Below are 19,086 nucleotides of genomic sequence, written 5' to 3'. Positions count from 1 at the left end.
TAATACTGGCCGATTGCCTAGACTCCGGACGCGCCGTTGTGTCTCCGGCGCCTTTGCGCGGCGCCCACCGCGCGGTGCACCAGCCAGCCGAACGCGGCACCCGCGACGTACCAGCACAGGTCGGGGACGTTGAAGGTGGTACCGAGGACGAGCCGGGCGAGAACGCTCCGCCGGGACAGCTCGGCGGGTATCCCGGTGGCCTGGAAGAACTCCACCGCCCAGCTGACCCCCAGGGCGACCAGCGCGGCCTTCGCGGGCCTGATCCGCGGCGCGGCCAGGACGACCAGGGTGTACACCAGGACGGTGTAGAGCACGTCCCCGGCCACCTTGCCGGCATCTCCCGGCAGCACGCTCCTGCTGCCCAGGCCTGCCGCGACGGTCAGCGCAGCCGCGATGAGCGCGCACAGACGGGACATCAGGAGCGGTTTGTGGCCCTTGGGAAGATCATTCATGCGGGACACCGTAGTGCGTCCGAGCCAGCCGGGCCGGTGTCCTCTTCGGCCGTCGACCGGAACCGCTGGAACCGGAGCGGCAGGAACGGCGTCGACCCCAGGACAACGTGCAAGATCGTGATGGATCGCGAAGGAGCCCTGGACATGACGGGAACGGCCACCCGCTACCTCTATCTGGTCCGCCACGGCGAGGCGTTGCCGGACGAGAGCGGACTGTCGGACGACGGGCGCCGGCAGGCGGTCCTGCTCGGCCGTCGGCTGGCGAACCGCCCCATCTCGGTGGTCCACCACGGCCCGCTGCCCCGGGCCGCACAGACCGCCCGCCTGATCGGCGAACACCTGGACGGCGCCGCTCTCGAGGTCTCGGAGACTGCCGGCGACTATTTCCCGCACTTTCCGCAGCGGGACGAACTGCCCTCCGACTGCGCCGACTTCCTCCTGCGTTTCCTGTCCCAGGCGACGGCCGAGGACCGTGAGCGCGGTCCGGTGCTGGCAGGCCGGGCCCTGGAGCAGTTCACCGGCCCGGTGGCGGGCGACGAGGAGCGCCACGAACTGGTCGTCACCCACAACTTCCTGATCGGCTGGCTGGTGCGGCATGCCACGTCCGCCCCGGAGTGGCGTTGGCTCGGCCTCAACCACGGCAACGCCGCCCTGACCGTCATCCGCTACTCGCCTGGGCGACCGTCGTCCGTCCTGGTCTACAACGACATGCGGCACCTGCACGCTGAACTGTGCTGGACCGGATTTCCTCCTGAGCTTCGGCTTTGAGTCCAGCGACCGATTGGAGGCCGCCCGCACGATACTCCGTGCCGCCGTCGGCTCCCTCGCGCCGGCCGAGACCCTCGACCTGCGCGTCCACGCGGAGGTCCACCCGCACCTCCCGAGCGCCTTGCTACCGCCCGGGAATCCGGCCAAATCCCGGACGCCGCCGATCAAGTAGCGGAACATGGAGGTCCGACCGAGGCTTTGCAACTCTGTACAACCGGCTCGGCGGAGGAGTGGTTTATAGGGGTCGCCGCTCTCCGCCGATGTGCTCTGGAGCGTGGCTCCGGCGATGAAAAGGTCGGCGTCTGCGCTCAGTTGGGCCAGGGCCGGGTCCGGCCCGGCATCGCCGCTGTAGGCGAGGGTCAGGCCGGGGGCGGTCAACCGTACGCCCGCGTGCGGGACATGGTGCGGCAGCAGCGCGGAGTCCAGCCGGAGAGGTCCCACCCGGTGGTTCGACGGGAGTGGGTGCACGTCGAAGACGTCGAGCAGATCCTCCGTCGGTTCCATCGCCTGGACGCGTCCGATCACCCCGGGAGGACAGTAGAGCGGCAGGCGGGCGCCCCGCTCCGTCGCGAAGTAGCGCGCGCGGCACAGGGCGCTGAGGTCGGCGCAGTGGTCGGGGTGCTCATGGGTGATCAGCACGGCGTCCAACTGCCCGTCTGCGCAATGCTCCAGCAAGCGCGGGAAGGTCGCGTAGCCCAGGTCCAGCACCAGTCGGAACCCGTCGTACTCCAGCAGGTAGCCGCTGGCGCCCCGGCCGGCCTCGGGCCAGGCCCCGCACGTCCCCAGTACCGTCAGTCTGCGCACCGGCTGATGTTCTCATGAGCGGTTCCAGCGGCCGGACTTGGGTGGACCGGGCGTACGGGCGGTCGGTACGCCGTGAAGCGGTGGACCCGTCACGTGGCCGGGAAGCGCGGCGGACATCGCGTTCACCTGGACCAGCCGGCCGTTCACCCGGACCAGCCGGCCGTTCACCCGGACCGCTCGCCCCGGTCCGCGCGGGCCCGCGCCGATGGGCGCGGTCCCGGCGCGCCGGAAGACGGGCGCCGACACTCGGATCGCATGCGCCCTAACCGTTCCATCCTGCTCACCCGTCATTAATATGACCGAACGGTTTCCGTACGGAAGTGTCGCGCGATCGGCCGGAGGCCGGCCCGGTCGTGCCGGGGAAGGGAATGTGGCTTGGAGGGGGCGGTGCGGTTCAATGTGCTCGGCGCCATGCAGATCTGTCTCGACGGGGCCGACGTCCCGGTCGGGCCACCACAGCAGCAGGCCACGCTCGCCGCGTTGCTGCTCCGCTCGGGGCGAGCTGCCTCGCTGCACGAACTGGTCGGCATGGTCTGGGGCGAGGAGGCCCCGGACTCCGCGGTAACGAGTCTGCGCACCTACGTCTGGCGGTTGCGGCAGCGACTGGAACAGGGGCGCGCCACCCCGCAGTTGCTGCTCTCCGCCGGGTCCGGCTACCGGCTGGCGGTGGCGCCGGCCGGCGTGGACGCCCACCGCGCCGAGGAGCTGGCGGCCGAGGCGGCACGCGCCCGCGCGGCGAGGTGGCACGAGGAGTGCGCCCGGCTGCTCACCGAGGCTGTGTCGCTGTGGCGGGGCGAGCCGCTGGCCGGGGTGCCCGGACCCTTCGCCGAGCAGCAGCGCTCCAGGCTCGCCGAACTGCGGCTGATGCTGCTGGAGGAGCGCTTCGATCACGACCTATTGCTGGGCCGGTACCCGTCCACCATCCCGGACCTGACCGCCTTCACCGGCGAACACCCGCTGCGGGAGCGGCCGTACGGCTTCCTGATGGAGGCCCTGTACCGCTGCGGACGGCAGGGCGAGGCGCTCGCCGTCTTCGCCAGGGCGCGGCAGCTGCTGGCCGACGAGCTCGGTGTGGACCCGGGGCCGGAACTGCGCGAGTTGCACCGGCGGATCCTGGCCAACGACCTGGCGCCACACACCGGGGCGCCCGCGCCGGTACGGATCGGCGCGGGGCCCGCCGCGCCCCCGGCCGCCGTGCCCACGACCTCGCCCGCCCCTGCCCGTCCCGCTCAACTCCCGCCGGACACGGGGGACTTCAGCGGCCGCGAGGAAGCGGTGGCGGAACTGCGCGAGGCCCTGCTCGGCGCGGACCGGACCGCCCTGACGGTCGCCTCGGTCAGCGGGATGGGCGGCATCGGCAAGAGCACCCTGGCGCTGCGGGTGGCGCACCAGGTCAAGGAGCGCTACCCCGACGGCCAGCTCTACGCCGACCTGCGGGGTACCGGGACGGACGCGGCCGAACCCGGTGTGGTGCTGGGAAGCTTCCTGTCGGCGCTGGGAGTGCCGGGCCAGGAGATCCCCCGTTCCCTGGAGGACCGGACCCGGCTCTTCCGTACCGTGCTGGACGGCCGGAGCGTCCTGCTGCTGCTCGACGACGCCAGGGACGCCGCCCAGGTCAGGCCGCTGCTGCCGGGCTCGGCCGACTGCGCGGTCGTGCTCACCAGCCGGGCCCGCCTCGCCGGGCTGCCCGCCACCGCCCACGTCCGGCTGTGCGTGTTCGAGACCGAGGAGGCGCTGGCCCTGCTCCAGCGGGTCATCGGCACCGAACGCGTCGCCGCGGAACGGGCCGACGCCGTCGAGCTGGTCGCCTCCTGCGCGAACCTGCCGCTCGCCGTGCGGATCGTGGCGGCCCGGCTGGCCGCCCGGCCGGGCTGGACGGTGGCGAACCTGGTGCGCAGGCTCGGTGACGAACGCCGGAGGCTGACCGAACTCCAGGCCGGCGAGCTGGCCGTGGCCGCCGTGTTCGAGCTCGGCTACCACCAGCTGACCGAGTCCCAGTCCCACGCCTTCCGGACGCTCGCGCCCGTCACCGGGGGGAGCATCGGCCTCGGCGCGGCGGCGGCCGCCCTGGGCCTCACCGAGGACGAGGCGGAGCCGCTGCTGGAGTCACTGGTCGACACCGCGCTGCTGGAGTCGCCGTCGTCGGGCCGCTACCGGTACCACCAGCTGGTCCGGGCCTTCGCCCGGCAGCTGCCCGCACCGGCGGGCCGGGAACAGGACGGCGGGCGCACCGGGGTGGCCCACCGGCTGCTCAACTTCCTGCTGGGAGCCGCCGGATCGGCCTTCCAGCAGATGGTCCCGGGCGACCCCGTGCACACCACGCTCACCCCGGGAGACCCGCGCGGACCGCGCTTCACCGGCCTGGCGGACGCCCGTGCCTGGGTGGCCGAGGAGTTCGACGGGGCCGTCCACGTCATCCAGCTCGCGGTGCAGGGTGGCACCGCGACTCCGGAGCTGCTGGACACCGCGGCCGACCTGCTCATCGCGCTGAGTCCGTTCGGCCGGGACATCCCCTACAGCCAACTGGCCTCCGCCGCCGCGGCGGTGGCCGAGAAGGCCGTCCGCACCGGCAACGACCGCGCCGCGGGCCGGGCTCTCTTCGTGTGCGGCAACGCGGCGCTGCAGACCACCCGGCTGGCAACGGCGAGCGCCCACATCCGGCTGGCGACCGAGGCCTGCCGCCGTGCCGGTGACACGGTCATCCTGCGTCAGACCTTCAACGACCTCGGTGTGATAGCGCAGTTCGAGCAGCGCTACGACGAAGCCGTGCACTACTTCGACCAGGCGCTGGCCCTGGCCCGGCAGATGGGCCACCGCTCGGGCGAACTCGTCACCGTGCTGAACGCGGCCATGGCCAGGCTGCGCAGTGGCCGGGCCGACGAGGCCGTGGCGGCCTGTGACGGCGCACTGCCGTTGCTGCGCGAGGTAGCCGACCACCACGGCACCGCCCACGCGCTGTGCGTGCGGAGTCTGGCCCTGCACGAGCTGCGGAGGTACCCGGAGGCGCTCGCCGGGTACCGGGAGTGCCTCGAGATCTGCGCGAGCTCGGACATCCCCGGCCAGGCGGCCCAGGCCCGCTACCGCGGTGCGGCCACGCTGCGGGCGCTCGGCCGGCTGCCGGAGGCGTACCGGGCGGCGGAGCGGGCCCTGGCCCACTACCGCACCGCGGTCGGCAGTGAGCGCGACCGGGGCCACGCACTGCTGATCCTCGCCCAGGTCTCGCTGGACCTCGGCCGTGTCGAGGAAGGGCTGGCCCACGCGGCCGAGGCGCACTTGGTGCTCGGCGGCATCGGGCTCCCCGAGGCCGCCGAGGCCGCGGCGCTGGCGGGCCGGGCCCGCTCCCTCACGCTCGCGCAGGCCACGGACGGCCCGATCCCGCCGGCCTGAGCGGGAACGGCCCGATCAGACCTTGGTGTTCCACTCGGTCACGTCGCTCGGCGGCTGCGGCCCCGAGCCGCCGCCGGCGACTGCGTGACCGGTGGGCACGTCGTGGGTGACAGCGGAAGCGACCGTACCGGCGGCGGCCAGCACGGCGGCTACGGCGGCCGGGACGAGTACCGCCGCACGGAATCGGCGGAACACTGCAGATCGCTTCATGAGGAGACTCCCGGTCGGTTCAAACGGTGTGCTCAGGCCCTCATCCTCACCGCTCGCGATCTATGTCTCATATACGAGCTGGTCACAGGGGTTCGGTGACCGCCCCGGTGCTACGGCCGGGGCACCGGGCGGGCGCCGGGGCCCTGGACCAGCTCCACCTCGGCCAGGCCCGTCACCGGGTGTCCCCGTTCGCAGACCAGGGCCAGACGGACGTCCGCGCCGCAGTCCGCGTGCCGGTGCCTGGTGGCCGGACCGGCCGGGTCGCCCCGGTGCCGGTCGCCCCACTCCTTGAGCGAGAGCAGGATCGGGTACAGCTCGCGGCCGCGCGGGGTCAGCCGGTAGCCGAACCGGGTGCGCCGGCCGGCCTCCTGGTACGGGAAGCGTTCCAGCAGTCGCGACTCCACCAGCTCGTCCAGTCGCCGGCTCAACACCGCGGCCGAGACCGCCAGATGGCGCTGGATCTCGTCGAAACGCTCCAGGCCGCGTGCGATCTCCCGGACGACCAGGAGCGCCCACGGCCGTCCCACCACTTCCAGCGCGCGGCCGATGCCGCAGTTGCTGACGTCCTGTTCACCCCACTCCACGGACCCACTGTAGCCGTTCAGAGATGTTGGCTTTCGATTTGAAAGCCAGCTGCGTAGACTGCTGACCGTCCATCAGGAAGTCGGGACCGGATCGCACTGCCCGTGGCGGCCGGTCATCGGTCCGGCCCGCCGCCGGCCGCCATCAGGAGGTACGTGCCATGCCGCTCGTCCGCATCACGCTCAGCTCCGACCGCCCCGCCGAGCAGCGGCCGCAGATCGCGGCTGCGGTGCACCGCGCGCTGGTCGACGCCGTCGGCATCCCGGAGAAGGACCGCTTCCAGATCGTCCAGGCCCTGCCCGCCGAGCAGATGTTCTTCGACCACGAGTACCTCGGCGTCGACCGGCGCGACGTCGTCTGCGTGGAGATCACGCTGCGCCGGGGACGCCCGGAGGAGACCAAGCGCGCCCTGTACCGGCGGATCGCCGAGGAGGCGGGCAAGGTCGGGGTCCGGTCCGAGGACGTCCTGGTGGTGCTGACCGAGAACGGTTCGGCGGACTGGTCCGCAGGCCGCGGTGAGGCCCAACTGCTCGACCTGGAGCAGCAGATGAGCTGACGCCGGACGGTGGGGGCCGGTGGCCGGCCGGTCGGCGTGCGCGGCCCGGTGGCCAGCCCGTCAGGGCGGGGGTGGGACGCGCGATGGCCGGCCGGTCACGGCAGGGTCAGGATGCGCGGCCCGTCCTCCGTGATGGCGACGGTGTGTTCGGCGTGCGCGGCCCGGCTGCCGTCGTGGGTGAGCAGGGTCCAGCCGTCGGGGGCGGTGCGGTAGTGGTCCCGCCCGCCGGCCAGGAACATCGGCTCGATCGCGAGGACCATGCCGTGCCGCAGGACCATGCCGCGTCCTGGGCGTCCGTCGTTGGGGACGTGCGGGTCCTCGTGCATGCCGCGGCCCACGCCGTGGCCGCCGAAGTCGGCGGGGATCCCGTAGCCGGCCGCGCGGCCGACGCTTCCGATGGCGTGGGAGATGTCTCCGATCCGGGCGCCGACCACCGCCGCCTCGATGCCCGCCGCGAGGGCGCGCTCGGTGGTCTCGATGAGCGCCAGGTCGGCGGGCGCGGGCGTGCCGACGACGAAGCTGACGGCCGCGTCGCCGGTCCAGCCGCCGAGTTCGGCCCCGCAGTCGATGCTGACCAGGTCGCCGTCGCGCAGCCGGTGGCCGGTAGGGATGCCGTGCACCACGGCGTCGTTGACCGAAGCGCAGATCACCGCCGGGAACGGGGTGGCGGCGAAGCCGGGGCGGTAGCCCAGGAACGGCGAGTCGGCCCCGGCCTCGCGCAGCACCTCGCGGGCCACCTCGTCCAGTTCCCGCAGGGACACCCCCACCGCCGCCGTGCGGCGTACCGCGTCGAGTGCGTCGGCGACGACCCGTCCGGCTTCTCGCATCGCGTCCAACGCCGCGTCAGTCTTGATCTCCACCATCTCCGGTGGCCTCCCCGGTCGATCCCCGTGACCCCACAGTGGGCCAATTCTTATACCGGTATTAGTATCACGGTCATGGTGCGCACCCCACTCACTCCCTTCGAACGTGAACGCGGCGAACGCCTCGGTGCTCTGCTCCGGCAGGCCCGGGGCGAGCGGAGCATGGTCCAGATCGCGGCGGCGGCGGGCCTGTCGGCCGAGACGCTCCGCAAGATCGAGACCGGCCGGGCTCCGACGCCGGCCTTCTTCACGGTGGCGGCGCTCGCCGGAGCCCTCGGTCTGTCCCTGGACGAGCTGGTCCGGCTGTGTGCTCCCGTGGGTGAGGGGGTCGCCGGACGGTTGTCGGCCTGAGCCGAATGGCGTTCCAGTGGAGCGAACTGACGTCCAGGCGGCGAAGATGATCTGCCCCTGACATTGGCCGAGTGTTCACTCGGCACCCCCGCGCGAGGGAACTCCGCTACGGCAGACCCGTACTCGATCTGACGCAGCCATGTCTCAAGGCACTGTTGTGCGAGTGGCGGAGAGGGAGGATCTGATGTCCGGAATGACCCGACGCAGGCTGCTGGGCTCGGTGGCCGGGGTGGCGGGCGGGGCGGCGGCGATGAGTCTGCTGCCGGCGAGTGTCCAGCGTGCGGTGGCGGCGGGGGTGCCCGGGCGCGGCTCGCTGCGGGATGTCGAGCGAAGGTCTGGGCGAAGACCGCCTTCATCCTCAACTACGACGAGAACGACGGCCTGTTCGACCACGTCCCGCCGCCGGTGCCCGAGGCCGGCACGCCCGGCGAGTTCGTCCGGGGGCTGCCGATCGGCGGCGGCTTCCGGGTTCCCTGCATCATCATCTCGCCCTGGACGGTGGGCGGTTGGGTGGCATCGGAGGCGTTCGACCACACCTCGGTGCTGCGGTTCCTGGAGTGCTTCACCGGTGTCCGGGCGGCCAATGTCACCGACTGGCGCCGGGACACCTTCGGCGATCTGACCTCGGCCTTCCAGTTCGACCGCGGGGTCCACCGCCCGCCCGGGCTGCCCGACACCGCCGCCCGACTCGCCCTGGCGAAGCGGGAGGTGGCGACCCTGCCGCCGCCGCAGCTGCCGGGCGCCGACCAGGAGTTCCCGCGCCAGGAGCGCGGCCACCGTCCGCACCGCCCGGCCGGCTCCTGATCCGACGCCCGGAGCCCGGCAGCCTCGGACCGGCCGGGCTCCGTCCGGCCCCGGGGTGCCGCCAGGCCGCTGTTGCCGTCGGCGGGGGCACCGCGAGGTGCGCGCAGGTGGCTCCCGTCAGACTTCGAGCACGCGCGCGGAACCGACCGGCCACGGCGTCTGGGGAGAGCCGGTTCCGGCGTCGAGGTCGACGTAGCTGCCGTCGCAGTTGCCGCCGCGGTAGAACCGCACGGGGTGGCCGCTGTCGTTCCACACCGAGTTGAACGGGCCCAGGCCGTCCTCCACCAGGCACGTTCTGCTGTCGAACGGGGGCGACCAGTACACGGGACCACCCGACCAGCCCGTCTCGCGCCACCCACAGACGGCGCCGCCGGGGCACTGGGCCGGGTCGCGGTGGCCGGCGGGTGCGGCGGCGGCCGGCCCGGCCGGCGTGAGGGTGAAGAGCGTCGCAACGAGAGCGGTGGTGAGTCGGCGCATGGGCCGGTCCTCCGAGTTCGTGTCAGAACCATCATCGGCACTATGGAGATTCGGAATGTCGGGCACCGCGCAGAACCCGCGCGCGGGGTCGCGCTGCCGGCGTGCGGCTGCCAGGTGAGCGCCCCACGGTGTCGCGAACGAGGCGGCCGGGCGGCCGACTCGGTCACGAACGCGGGCGGGTGGCCGCGACGAGCAGGGCGACCAGGGAGAGTCCGACGGAGCCGCAGGCCGCCGCGGCAAGTGCCGGTCCCGACAGCGTGCCGGCGCGGGCGGACAGCACGATGGACACCGCGACCACGGAGGAGGCCGAGACCCCGGCGACCAGCCAGGCCAGCAGCACGACCTGGGGCCTCGGACGGTCGAGGCACGACGGCGCGCCGGGCAGCACCTCCGCCCAGTACCGGCTCTCCTCGCGCCGCTCGCTCCGGTGGTCGGCGACCGCGGCCAGCCGCAGCGCCGCGCCCGCCACCGCGCTGCCGGCGGCGAGCGCCGCGGGCAGCTGCCAGGTGGCCGGGGAGAGCAGCAGTAGACCGGTACCGGCCACGCCCAGCCACCAGACCAGACAGGCGGTCGCGGACAGCCGGACGGACCTGGGGCGGTCGTCGCCCGCCCGCAGGTCCGCCACCGCCGGGATGTACCAGACGCAGCCGGACGCGGTGAGTGCGGCGGCGCCGAGGGCAAGTACGGTGTGCGGCATGGCGGTTGTCCTCCTCGGACTCGGTACGGGATCGGGGGCCGTCCCCGCCCCGGTGGGAGAGGGTCGGGGCGGGGACGGAATCTGATTGACCGTCAGTCGGTCTTGGACGGCTCACCGGACCGGGCGGGTGCCACGCCGGCCAGGTGCTTGGCCGCTTCGCCGTGGTTCTGCAGGTAGTCCAGCGCGGCGATGTCCGGGTGGTGCAGATCGAAGGCGGGGGACTCGGAGCGGATCCGGGGCAGGGAGGTGAAGTTGTGCCGGGGCGGCGGGCAGGAGGTGGCCCACTCCAGCGAGCGGCCCCAGCCCCACGGGTCGTCGACGGTGACCTTCTCGCCGTACTTGGCGGTCTTCCAGACGTTGTAGAGGAACGGCAGGATCGACAGACCGAGCAGGAACGAGCCGATGGTGGAGACGGTGTTCAGCGTGGTGAAGCCGTCCGAGGCCAGGTAGTCGGCGTAGCGGCGCGGCATGCCCTCGGCACCCAGCCAGTGCTGGACCAGGAAGGTGGCGTGGAACCCGATGGTGAGCGTCCAGAAGGTGATCTTCCCGAGGCGCTCGTCGAGCATCCTGCCGGTCATCTTGGGCCACCAGAAGTGGAATCCGGCCATCATCGCGTACACCACGGTGCCGAACAGGGTGTAGTGGAAGTGGGCCACCACGAAGTACGAGTCGGAGACGTGGAAGTCGATCGGCGGCGCCGCGAGCAGCACGCCGGTCAGCCCGCCGAACAGGAAGGTGACCAGGAAGCCGACCGTCCAGAGCATCGGGGTCTCGAAACTGAGCGAGCCCTTCCACATGGTGCCGACCCAGTTGAAGAACTTCACTCCGGTCGGGACCGCGATCAGGAAGGTCATGAAGGAGAAGAACGGCAGCAGCACCTGTCCGGTGACGTACATGTGGTGCGCCCAGACCGACAGCGACAGGCCCGCGATGGCGATGGTGGCCGCGATCAGGCCTGAGTAGCCGAACATCGGCTTGCGGCTGAACACCGGAACGATCTCCGAGACGATGCCGAAGAACGGCAGGGCCAGGATGTACACCTCGGGATGGCCGAAGAACCAGAACAGGTGCTGCCAGAGCATCGCCCCGCCGTTGGCGGAGTCGAAGACGTGCGCCCCGAACTTGCGGTCCGCCTCCAGCGCGAACAGCGCGGCGGCCAGCACCGGGAAGACCAGCAGCACCAGCAGCGAGGTCAGCAGCACGTTCCAGCAGAAGATGGACATCCGGAACATCGTCAGACCCGGTGCCCGCATGCAGATGATCGTGGTGATGAAGTTGACGGCACCGAAGATGCTGCCGAACCCGGACAGCGCCACACCCATGATCCACATGTCCGCGCCGACACTCGGCGAATGGACCGCGTCCGACAACGGCGCGTAGGCGAACCAGCCGAAGTCGGCGGCGCCCTGCGGGGTGAGGAAACCACCCGCCGCGATCAGCGACCCGAACAGGAACAGCCAGTAGGACAGCATGTTCAGCCGGGGGAAGGCCACATCGGGGGCGCCGATCTGCAGCGGCATGATCCAGTTGGCGAAACCGGTGAACAGCGGCATGGCGAACAGCAGCAGCATGATCGAACCGTGCATCGTGAACGCCTGGTTGAACTGCTCGTTCGACAGGATCTGCGTCCCCGGGCGGGCCAGCTCCGCGCGCATCACCAGCGCCATCGCACCGCCGACCAGGAAGAAGCCGAACGCGGTGACCAGGTACATGGTTCCGATCGTCTTGTGATCGGTGGTGGTGAGCATTCGCACCAGCGCCGAACCGGACCTCCTTCCGAGGACAGCGGCCGCGGCCGGCTCTTCCTTCTCCTCGATGGCAGCCACCGGCCGCCCTCCTTCACATCCACCGAACATGGCTCAGCCGCACCCAAATGGCTCTCGGGCGGCGATTCATCCTCGGTTCGGGGCCCTCGGCGGCCACAGGGCCGATGGTCCCGGCGGCCCCCGCCGACCGGTCCACGGCTCACGTGCCGTTCGTCCGCCCCGGCCGTGGACCGGGCGAGGTGGGCATCCGCGCACGTGAACCGTCCCCCGGCGGACCGACCCGGGCACCGGACCGATAGCGTTGGACGGGCACGTACGGCTGCGCCGGCCGAAGCGGAACCAGGAGGACGACGTGGGCGGGAAGGGGATGCCCTCGCGGCTTCCGCAGCTTCGACTGGACGAACTGCTGGAGGAGTTGCAGGCCAGGATCGACGACGTGCGCGGCACCCGCGACCGGGTGCACGGCCTGCTGGAGGCGGTCCTCTCGGTCGGACGGGAGCTGGACCTCACCCAGGTGCTGCGCCGGATCGTCGAGGCGGCCAGCGCGCTCTCCGACGCCCGCTACGCCGCGCTCGGCGTGATCGGACCCGACGGGCACACCCTGTCGCAGTTCCTGACGGTCGGTCTGTCGGACGGGGAGATCGCCGCCATCGGCCCGTACCCGAGCGGCAAAGGCCTGCTCGGCCAATTGATCCGTCACCCTGAACCGCTGCGCCTGGCCGACCTGTCCGAGCACCCGGCCTCGTACGGCTGCCCGGCCCACCACCCCGGGATGCGCACCTTCCTCGGGGTCCCGGTGCGGGTCCGCGAGGAGGTCTTCGGCAACCTGTACCTCACCGACAAGCGCAACGGGCAGGAGTTCGACGCCGACGACGAGGCTCTGATCTCCGCCCTCGCCGTGGCGGCGGGTGTGGCGATCGACAACGCCCGGCTGTACGAGGAGGCCCGGCGCCAGCAGCGCTGGCTGCGGGCCAGCGGGGAGATCACCCGCAGCCTGCTCTCCGGGGCGCCCCGCCAGGAGGTGCTGGCGCTGATCGCGGAGCGGGCCCGAGAGATCACCGGTGCCGAGCTGGCGGATCTCTCGGTGCCCGTGGCGGGGGACCGGCTGCGGGTCGAACTGGCCGTCGGCGGGGACAGCGCCGGACGGCTCGGGCTGACGGTGCCGATGGACGGGACGCTCTCCGGTGCGGCGTTCGCGGCGGGTTCGCCGGTGACCACCGCGGACCTGGCCGGCGACGAACGGTACGCGGCCGGGCCGCGCCGCTCCGACGGGCTGAGCCGTTTCACCGGCCTCGGACCGGCGGTGGCGGTGCCGCTGAGCACGGCGGCCGGGCGGGTCCAGGGTGTGCTGCTGCTGGCCCGCACGGCCGGTCGACTGCCGTTCGGCAGTGAGGAGATCGGGGCCCTGCCGGGCTTCGCGGACCAGGCCGCGCTCGCCCTGGAACTGGCCGAACGCCGCCGGGACGCCGAGCAGTTGGCGCTCTTCGAGGACCGCGACCGGATCGGCCGCGACCTGCACGACCTGGCCATCCAACGGCTGTTCGCGACCGGAATGACGCTGCAGAGCGCGGCCCGGCTGATCGAGCAGCCGGCCGCCTCGGAGCGGGTGGTGCGGGCGGTCCAGGACCTGGACGAGACCATCAAGATCATCCGCTCGACCATCTTCGGCCTGCGGGCGCGGGACGGCGAGGAGCGGGGCCTGCGGGCCCGCGCGGCCCGGGCCGTCGCCGAGGCCAGGACCACCCTGGGGTTCGCACCCCGGCTGAGCATGGAGGGGCTGCTGGACACCGACGTGCCGCCGGCGGTCGCCGACCAGGTGATGGCGGTACTGGCCGAGGCGCTGAGCAACTCCGCCCGGCACGCGCGGGCCACCCGGGTGGAGGTCACCCTGCACGCGACCGGCGGCGAGGTGGTGCTCCGCGTCACCGACGACGGCATCGGCCTCCCGGCACAGCAGGGGCACCGCAGCGGCCTGCGCAACCTCCAGGAACGCGCTCAGCAGCTCGGCGGCACCTTCACCCTCGCCGCTCCCGCCGGTGGCGGTACCAGCCTCCAGTGGTCGGCGCCGCTCACCCGGCTCTGAACTGCGGGCCTCAGCGCTGCCGGGCCCGGTGACGAGGCCATGACCGCCTACCCGCCACCGCGGACCGGACCTCGCCACCATCGGGCCCGGTGACGACCCGGCTGACCATCCTGCCTGAGCTCTGGCCTGCTTCACCCTCGGACGGGAGCCGCTCCGAGAACCAGGCTACTACGGGCGGGCAGCCGGGGCGCGGAGAGCGAATGGACAGGGCATCAGGCGGCGGACGGTCCGGCCCGCGGCGGTGAGCCTCCACAACACGACGCGGTCGTCCGCCGCCGCACCGCAGCGCCGGGAGCGGATCAGTGACGACTAGCGCTCAGGGTGCGGCCTGTGACCAGCTCCGGCCGGATGCGGATCTCGACCTGTCCGGAGTGCGCCGTACGGTCCGCCGCCGCGCTGCCCGGCAGCGTGATCACCCGAGCCGGGCCGAGGACGGTGACGGACCATCCGCTGCCGTCCACAGTGTCGACGTGGTCCGCCTCGAACGCGACCAGCGAGCCGTCCACGGCCCGCACCAGGGCCTCCCCGCCGTCCGCCCGCAGGACCACCCCGTGCTCGTCCAGCCGGAACCGGGCGGGCAGCACGGCCGGCAGCGCGCCGACCGTGTAGACGACGCGGCCCACCGACGCGCTTTCCAGCAGGGTGAGGCACCGTTGCTCGGCGAGCCAGGGGAGTTCGGGTTTCATGTGGTTCGGTCCTCGGGGGGCGAAGGGCGCGCAGGCCGGGGCGGTCTGCCACCGCACGGGCGCTTGGCGCCTCGCCTGCGGAACCGGCGCGGCTCCGCGGGGTCAGCGGCGTGCCAGGCCCCCGTCCGGTGCGGGACGGGAAGGACGGTCAGGGGTGCCGCGTCCGACGGAGGACGGGGACTGGCTGCCCTGGGTGGCGATCACGGCGGCCTGGACCCGTCGCTCCACACCGAGCTTGGCGAGCAGCCGGGAGATGTGGTTCTTGACGGTCTTCTCGGCGAGGTACAGCCGTTCACCGATCTGACGGTTGGTCAGCCCTTCGCCCACCAGCTCCAGGATCTCCTGCTCCCGGTCGGTCAGTGCGGGCAGCACCGGTCGGCGGGGCGCCTCGGACTCGCCGCGCAGCCGGGCCATCAGGCGGGTGGCCGCGCCGGAGTCGAGCAGGGACTGACCGGAGGCCACCGTCCGGACGGCGGAGACCAGATCCGTGCCGCTGATCTGCTTGAGCACATAGCCGGCGGCCCCCGCCATGATCGCGTCCAGCAGGGCCTCCTCGTCGTCGAAGGAGGTGAGCATCAGGCAGGCCAGCTGGGGCATGGTCGAGCGCAGCTCCCGGCACACGCTGACCCCGTCGCTGTCGGGCAGTCGGACGTCGAGCACCGCGACGTCCGGCCGCAGCGCGGGCACCCGGGCGAGCGCCTGCTCCGCCGTGGCGGCCTCCCCGATGACGGTGAGTCCGGGCTCGGCGTCCAGGAGGTCCTGTACGCCTCGGCGCACCACTTCGTGGTCGTCGAGCAGGAAGACCCGTACGGTCCCCTCGGCACCAGCGCGCTCCGTGCCTTCCGGCATGACCCAACTCCGTTCCCTGCGTGTGCCCGCCCTGTTGGGGGCCACTGCATTGTCTCCGGAGCCGGGAGCCGTCGACAGGGCCGGAAGGCCCTACTCGACGCCGGTCCGCCGCCGTCCTCGCGACCGGGGCCGGCCGGCCTCACCGCCGTCCTCGGGACTCGGGGATTCGGCCGGCTCTCACCCGGACCGGGTGCGCGGCGGGGCCGAGCCGCCCGGCCGCGCCGGACATCCGCCGGGTGGGCCCGGCCTCCACCTCGGCGGCCCGGTGCGGAGTTCGACCCGGATGTCGGCGGTGGGCCCGCTCGGCAGACTGGTCATCGGCGATCAACCTCCTCGGTTGCAGACCAGGCTGTCCGACCGGGAACAGCGAGCCGAGGGCCGAACGTCCCTCAACCGCCGAGCCGTTCGCCCCCGGCCGGACGCCGCCGACGGCGACACCCGGCCCGCCCCGCAGGGACCTTCGACGCCTGCCGTCGTCGATCCGGGGAACGCAGAGTGGTACCGCCATCCGGACCGAGGGGACTGACGACACCATGGCCACACGTCACCTGTACTGGCTCGCCCGCCGCTGCCTGATGCGGATGGTCTCGTGGCAGCACTGAACCCTGCTCAGTCCCGTGCGGCGGCGACGAGCGGATCGTGGTGGATCCGGTCGGCCGGCACCCCCGAGGCGAGCAGCGTGGCCCGCACCGCGCCGACCATGCCCGGCGGGCCGCTGACGTAGGCGATGTGCTCGGACCAGTCGGGTCGTTCGCCCAGCGCGTCCGGCAGCGGACCCGGGCCCGGTTCGGACCCCGCCCCGCCCCCGGTCACCGGAGTCACCTCCAGCCAGGGGAACCGCCCGGACAGTCTCGCCAGCGCCTCCCGGTCGTACAGGTCCGCCTGGCTCCGGGCGCCGACGAACAGGTGCGCCCGCTGCCCCCGCGCCCGCCGCTCGGCCAACTCCCCGAGGATCGCCTTCAGCGGGGCCAGGCCCGTGCCGCCGGCCACCAGCAGCACGTCCCGGGGGTCGTCCACCGCCGTCATCACACCGCGCGGCGGCCCGAGCCGGACCGCGTCCCCGGCCCGGGTCCGTTCCACCAGCGCCTCACTCACCCCGCCCGCGGCCGTCCGGCGGACGTGGAACTCCAGCACACCGTCCGGCCGAGGGGCGCAGGCCATCGAGTACTGCCGCCAGGTGTGCGGCAGCAGCGGCGACTCGATGGTCGCGTACTGCCCGGCCCGGTACGGGTACGGCTGGCCCGTCCTGATCCGGAGCACCGCGACATCCGGCCCGCGGCGCTCGTGCCCGACCACCTGGCCGTGCCAGTACGGCGGTTCGGTGATGGCCGACTCCGCCCCGTCGACCATCGCCTTCACCGCGAACCGCAGCATCCGCAGCCACGCCTGCTCCAGCTCCACCGACCATCCGGCCCCCGCCCGGCTGCGCAGCGCCACCGCCAACGCCTCCTCGAACGCGTGGTAGTGCGCCGGCCACACCCCGAGCTTGCGGTGGTCGCCACCGAGCTGGCGGAGCACCGCGAGCACATGGTCGAGGCGGTGCAGGTTCTCGATCAGATACCTGAACATCCGCGCCAGGTGGTCCTGCTGGAACTCCATCGACTCAGGGAAGAGCGCGCGCAGATACGGCCTGCGCTGGAACATGAACGCATAGAGCTGCTCGATGAGGACGTCGAACGGCGTCACCAGGTCCAGCCGGCTCATGATCAGCTGCTGGTCGCCGTAACCGTCGTACACCGTCCCGCCCGGCCCGATGGCAGGCCGCGCGGCGGACGCCCCCTCCGGGCTGAGAATCTGCCGGCGCAACCGCATCGCATGGTGCCGGGCAAGCAGTCGGTCGTACTCGTCGGTCCTGGTGTTGATCTTCATGGCGAGAAAGCCTAACGCTTCGTCAACTATCTGAAATTCACGGCCTGTTGGGCCATGGGCGAGTAGGGCCGAACGGCCCTTGACAGTGATCGTCGCGTCGTTCCGCGCTGCGCTGCACGGCGGCCGGGCGCTCGCGCGATGGGCCGCCCCGGTGCCGGGGCGGCCCATCGCGGAGCAGTGCTCAGGCGCCGGTGGTTGCCCTGCGGGGTTCGCTCGGCGCGAGGGGCGCGGCCCGGGTGGGCGGTGGCGGGAGGACCCGGGTGGTGGTCACCGTGGCGCCGAGGGCCAGGACCACGGCCCCGAGCGGGAACCAGCGCTCGCCGAGGAGGGCGATGAACGCGCTGCCCGCGGCGCCGCCCGCGGCGGTGCCGAGGTAGAGGGCGCTGCTGTTGAGGGAGATGAGCAGAGGAGCGTTGGCCGGGTCGATGGAGGCGAGCCGGTGGGGGAGGGCGACGGAGACCGACCAGCCGGCGATCGGCGTCACGACCGCGTAGGCCAGCGCACCCGGCATGGTCGCGGCGGCCCAGGGTAGTGCCGCGAAGGCGAGCGCGGCGACCGCGCTGCCGACCAGCAGCACCCGGCGGGCGCCGAGCCGGTCCACCAGCCTGCCGCCGAGCCAGCTGCCGGCGACCGAGGCGACGCCCGTCGCGAACAGGATCAGGCTGAGCCGGCCCGGGTCGCCACCGGTGGCCGGGTGCACGGCGGTGGCGAGATAGATGTAGACGGACTGGAAGGCGAGGAAGAAGACCAGAGTGGTGGCGGCCGCGCCGAGCACGCGGCGGTCGCCGAGCGGGGCGAGGCGGGCCCGAAGACCGGGTGCCGTGGCGGATGGAGCGGGCAGGTCGCGCAGCATCAGCGCGATGCCGGCGAAGGCAGCGGCGCCCAGGGCGGTGACGAGCCACATGGTCAGCCGCCAGTCGGTCCGCCCGACCCAGGTGCCCAGTGGCACGCCGAGTGCGGTGGCGACGGTCATCCCGCCCAGCACCGTGGCCAGCGCCCGTCCGCGCCGCTCGGGCGGGACGACTGCGGTGGCGACGGCGTTGGCGGTCGGGGTGTAGAGCGCGGCTCCGGCGGCGGCCAGCGCCCGGGTGGCCAGCAGGAGGCCGTACGTCGGGGCGAGCGCACTGAGTGCGTTGGCCACGGTGAACACGGTCAGTGCGGTGAGCAGCAGCCGGCGGCGCGGCCAGCGGGCGGTGAGCGTGGCGAGCACAGGGGCCAGCAGGGCGTAGGCCAGCGCGAAGACGGTGACCAGCTGGCCCGCCGCCGCGACGGAGACCCCCAGGTCCTCGGAGACACGGCCGAGTATCCCGGCCATCACCATCGAATCGGTGCCCATGGCGAAGGTGCCGAGGGCGAGCAGGAGCAGGCGAAGGCGCACGGGTTCCCTCCCGGAGTGGCGCGCGGCCGATCGTTTGATACTCGTCAAACAATATGAATTGGTGGATGATTGTCAAACAATCGCGCCGAAGGAGGGTCGCCATGGCGGATGAGCTGTTGCCGCAGCCGGACACCGCGGACATCGAACTCGTCAAGGTGCTGCACGCCCTCGGCGACCCGGTGCGGCTGCGGCTGCTCGCCATCTACGCCGACGGCGCGGAGCACACCTGCGACCCCCGAGGGCTCGGCCTCGAGCAGCTCCACAAGTCGACCGTCTCCCACCACATGCGGGTACTGCGCGAGGCGGGCATCACCTCCACCAGGAGTGCCGGGCGCAACCGCTTCGTCCGGCTGCGCCGCGACGACCTCGACGCCCGCTTCCCCGGCCTGCTGGACGCACTGCTCCGCTCCCTCGAGCGCTGATCCGGCCGGTCGGGACCCAGGTGGATACCCAGGTGGAGGGGGCCGCCGGAGCCGGGCGGGGGGATGCCCGGCTCGCGGCGCC

The 19,086-nt window shown here is 72.7% G+C and carries 17 protein-coding genes and 2 pseudogenes; 7 read left to right on the top strand and 12 right to left on the bottom strand.

Annotated elements, in window-relative coordinates:
- Positions 1-17: 17 nt before the first annotated feature.
- On the bottom strand, positions 18-452 hold the full coding sequence (locus ACWDAK_RS13530; RefSeq protein WP_344637908.1) for a ribosomal maturation YjgA family protein: 435 nt from the start codon (positions 450-452) through the stop codon (positions 18-20).
- 144 nt (positions 453-596) lie between these two features.
- Between ACWDAK_RS13530 and ACWDAK_RS13525 the strand changes: the two genes are divergently transcribed.
- Positions 597-1,220: a histidine phosphatase family protein gene (locus ACWDAK_RS13525; RefSeq protein ID WP_427393329.1), complete on the top strand. Its 624-nt coding sequence runs from the start codon at positions 597-599 to the stop codon at positions 1,218-1,220.
- A gap of 285 nt (positions 1,221-1,505) precedes the next feature.
- Here ACWDAK_RS13525 and ACWDAK_RS13520 read toward each other — a convergent pair.
- A pseudogene (locus ACWDAK_RS13520) lies at positions 1,506-2,024 on the bottom strand (MBL fold metallo-hydrolase); the annotation flags it as partial.
- Positions 2,025-2,411: 387 nt separating this feature from the next.
- Between ACWDAK_RS13520 and ACWDAK_RS13515 the strand changes: the two are divergent.
- Entirely contained in the window at positions 2,412-5,411 is a 3,000-nt protein-coding gene (locus ACWDAK_RS13515; RefSeq protein WP_427393330.1) for an AfsR/SARP family transcriptional regulator, read from the top strand.
- A gap of 15 nt (positions 5,412-5,426) precedes the next feature.
- Here the strand turns inward: ACWDAK_RS13515 and ACWDAK_RS13510 are convergent, their stop codons facing one another.
- Together ACWDAK_RS13510 and ACWDAK_RS13505 are read right to left on the bottom strand one after the other, a co-directional pair.
- On the bottom strand, positions 5,427-5,621 hold the full coding sequence (locus tag ACWDAK_RS13510) for a hypothetical protein (protein ID WP_344637912.1): 195 nt from the start codon (positions 5,619-5,621) through the stop codon (positions 5,427-5,429).
- Between the two features lie 110 nt (positions 5,622-5,731).
- Entirely contained in the window at positions 5,732-6,205 is a 474-nt protein-coding gene (locus ACWDAK_RS13505; protein ID WP_427393331.1) for a winged helix-turn-helix transcriptional regulator, read from the bottom strand.
- Between the two features lie 158 nt (positions 6,206-6,363).
- Between ACWDAK_RS13505 and ACWDAK_RS13500 the strand changes: the two genes are divergently transcribed.
- Complete coding sequence (locus ACWDAK_RS13500) at positions 6,364-6,759, top strand: tautomerase family protein (RefSeq protein ID WP_427393332.1); 396 nt, start codon at positions 6,364-6,366, stop codon at positions 6,757-6,759.
- A 95-nt stretch (positions 6,760-6,854) separates the two neighbouring features.
- Here ACWDAK_RS13500 and map read toward each other — a convergent pair whose 3' ends face one another.
- Positions 6,855-7,622, bottom strand: coding sequence for a type I methionyl aminopeptidase (gene map / locus ACWDAK_RS13495; protein ID WP_344637915.1), 768 nt, complete (start codon positions 7,620-7,622; stop codon positions 6,855-6,857).
- A gap of 75 nt (positions 7,623-7,697) precedes the next feature.
- On the opposite strand from map, the gene ACWDAK_RS13490 reads away from it, so the two are divergent.
- Together ACWDAK_RS13490 and ACWDAK_RS13485 are read left to right on the top strand one after the other, a co-directional pair.
- Positions 7,698-7,973 carry a helix-turn-helix domain-containing protein gene (locus ACWDAK_RS13490; RefSeq protein ID WP_344637916.1) on the top strand — a complete coding sequence of 92 codons (276 nt, stop codon included), beginning with the start codon at positions 7,698-7,700 and terminating at the stop codon, positions 7,971-7,973.
- A 327-nt stretch (positions 7,974-8,300) separates the two neighbouring features.
- Positions 8,301-8,777: pseudogene (locus ACWDAK_RS13485) on the top strand (alkaline phosphatase family protein); the annotation flags it as partial.
- A 117-nt stretch (positions 8,778-8,894) separates the two neighbouring features.
- Here the strand turns inward: ACWDAK_RS13485 and ACWDAK_RS13480 are convergent.
- The 3 genes from ACWDAK_RS13480 to ctaD all read right to left on the bottom strand — a co-directional run bounded on the left by ACWDAK_RS13480 (position 8,895) and on the right by ctaD (position 11,807).
- Positions 8,895-9,254, bottom strand: a complete 360-nt coding sequence (locus ACWDAK_RS13480) for a peptidase inhibitor family I36 protein (RefSeq protein WP_344637918.1) — start codon at positions 9,252-9,254, stop codon at positions 8,895-8,897.
- A 163-nt stretch (positions 9,255-9,417) separates the two neighbouring features.
- Positions 9,418-9,951 carry a hypothetical protein gene (locus tag ACWDAK_RS13475; protein WP_427393333.1) on the bottom strand — a complete coding sequence of 178 codons (534 nt, stop codon included), beginning with the start codon at positions 9,949-9,951 and terminating at the stop codon, positions 9,418-9,420.
- 92 nt (positions 9,952-10,043) lie between these two features.
- Positions 10,044-11,807 (bottom strand): aa3-type cytochrome oxidase subunit I, encoded by a 1,764-nt coding sequence (gene ctaD, locus ACWDAK_RS13470; RefSeq protein ID WP_449806460.1) that lies wholly within the window; start codon positions 11,805-11,807, stop codon positions 10,044-10,046.
- A gap of 277 nt (positions 11,808-12,084) precedes the next feature.
- On the opposite strand from ctaD, the gene ACWDAK_RS13465 reads away from it, so the two are divergent.
- Positions 12,085-13,800 (top strand): GAF domain-containing sensor histidine kinase, encoded by a 1,716-nt coding sequence (locus tag ACWDAK_RS13465; protein ID WP_344637998.1) that lies wholly within the window; start codon positions 12,085-12,087, stop codon positions 13,798-13,800.
- 299 nt (positions 13,801-14,099) lie between these two features.
- Here the strand turns inward: ACWDAK_RS13465 and ACWDAK_RS13460 are convergent, their stop codons facing one another.
- The 4 genes from ACWDAK_RS13460 to ACWDAK_RS13445 form a co-directional block, all read right to left on the bottom strand.
- Complete coding sequence (locus ACWDAK_RS13460) at positions 14,100-14,486, bottom strand: pyridoxamine 5'-phosphate oxidase family protein (RefSeq protein ID WP_344637920.1); 387 nt, start codon at positions 14,484-14,486, stop codon at positions 14,100-14,102.
- Between the two features lie 102 nt (positions 14,487-14,588).
- Entirely contained in the window at positions 14,589-15,335 is a 747-nt protein-coding gene (locus tag ACWDAK_RS13455) for a response regulator transcription factor (protein WP_344637921.1), read from the bottom strand.
- 609 nt (positions 15,336-15,944) lie between these two features.
- Positions 15,945-17,204, bottom strand: coding sequence for a globin domain-containing protein (locus tag ACWDAK_RS13450; protein ID WP_427393334.1), 1,260 nt, complete (start codon positions 17,202-17,204; stop codon positions 15,945-15,947).
- Between the two features lie 181 nt (positions 17,205-17,385).
- Positions 17,386-18,582, bottom strand: coding sequence for an MFS transporter (locus tag ACWDAK_RS13445; protein WP_427393335.1), 1,197 nt, complete (start codon positions 18,580-18,582; stop codon positions 17,386-17,388).
- Positions 18,583-18,683: 101 nt separating this feature from the next.
- Between ACWDAK_RS13445 and ACWDAK_RS13440 the strand changes: the two genes are divergently transcribed.
- Positions 18,684-19,004 carry an ArsR/SmtB family transcription factor gene (locus tag ACWDAK_RS13440; RefSeq protein WP_427393336.1) on the top strand — a complete coding sequence of 107 codons (321 nt, stop codon included), beginning with the start codon at positions 18,684-18,686 and terminating at the stop codon, positions 19,002-19,004.
- The last annotated feature ends 82 nt before the right edge of the window (positions 19,005-19,086 follow it).

Source organism: Kitasatospora sp. NPDC001175 (assembly GCF_053598215.1).
The sequence above is the reverse complement of the archived record's forward strand: the minus strand, read 5'-3'. Positions and strand labels throughout refer to the sequence as shown.

What these genes read in the sequence shown, in the direction of transcription:
- ACWDAK_RS13440 (WP_427393336.1), top strand. Translation starts at nt 18,684, where the DNA reads ATGGCGGATGAGCTGTTGCCGCAGCCGGACACCGCGGACATCGAACTC.
- ACWDAK_RS13530 (WP_344637908.1), bottom strand. Translation starts at nt 452, where the DNA reads ATGAATGATCTTCCCAAGGGCCACAAACCGCTCCTGATGTCCCGTCTG.
- ctaD (WP_449806460.1), bottom strand. Translation starts at nt 11,807, where the DNA reads ATGTTCGGTGGATGTGAAGGAGGGCGGCCGGTGGCTGCCATCGAGGAG.
- ACWDAK_RS13455 (WP_344637921.1), bottom strand. Translation starts at nt 15,335, where the DNA reads ATGCCGGAAGGCACGGAGCGCGCTGGTGCCGAGGGGACCGTACGGGTC.
- ACWDAK_RS13525 (WP_427393329.1), top strand. Translation starts at nt 597, where the DNA reads ATGACGGGAACGGCCACCCGCTACCTCTATCTGGTCCGCCACGGCGAG.
- ACWDAK_RS13460 (WP_344637920.1), bottom strand. Translation starts at nt 14,486, where the DNA reads ATGAAACCCGAACTCCCCTGGCTCGCCGAGCAACGGTGCCTCACCCTG.
- ACWDAK_RS13465 (WP_344637998.1), top strand. Translation starts at nt 12,085, where the DNA reads ATGCCCTCGCGGCTTCCGCAGCTTCGACTGGACGAACTGCTGGAGGAG.
- ACWDAK_RS13500 (WP_427393332.1), top strand. Translation starts at nt 6,364, where the DNA reads ATGCCGCTCGTCCGCATCACGCTCAGCTCCGACCGCCCCGCCGAGCAG.
- ACWDAK_RS13480 (WP_344637918.1), bottom strand. Translation starts at nt 9,254, where the DNA reads ATGCGCCGACTCACCACCGCTCTCGTTGCGACGCTCTTCACCCTCACG.
- map (WP_344637915.1), bottom strand. Translation starts at nt 7,622, where the DNA reads ATGGTGGAGATCAAGACTGACGCGGCGTTGGACGCGATGCGAGAAGCC.
- ACWDAK_RS13475 (WP_427393333.1), bottom strand. Translation starts at nt 9,951, where the DNA reads ATGCCGCACACCGTACTTGCCCTCGGCGCCGCCGCACTCACCGCGTCC.
- ACWDAK_RS13510 (WP_344637912.1), bottom strand. Translation starts at nt 5,621, where the DNA reads ATGAAGCGATCTGCAGTGTTCCGCCGATTCCGTGCGGCGGTACTCGTC.
- ACWDAK_RS13490 (WP_344637916.1), top strand. Translation starts at nt 7,698, where the DNA reads ATGGTGCGCACCCCACTCACTCCCTTCGAACGTGAACGCGGCGAACGC.
- ACWDAK_RS13450 (WP_427393334.1), bottom strand. Translation starts at nt 17,204, where the DNA reads ATGAAGATCAACACCAGGACCGACGAGTACGACCGACTGCTTGCCCGG.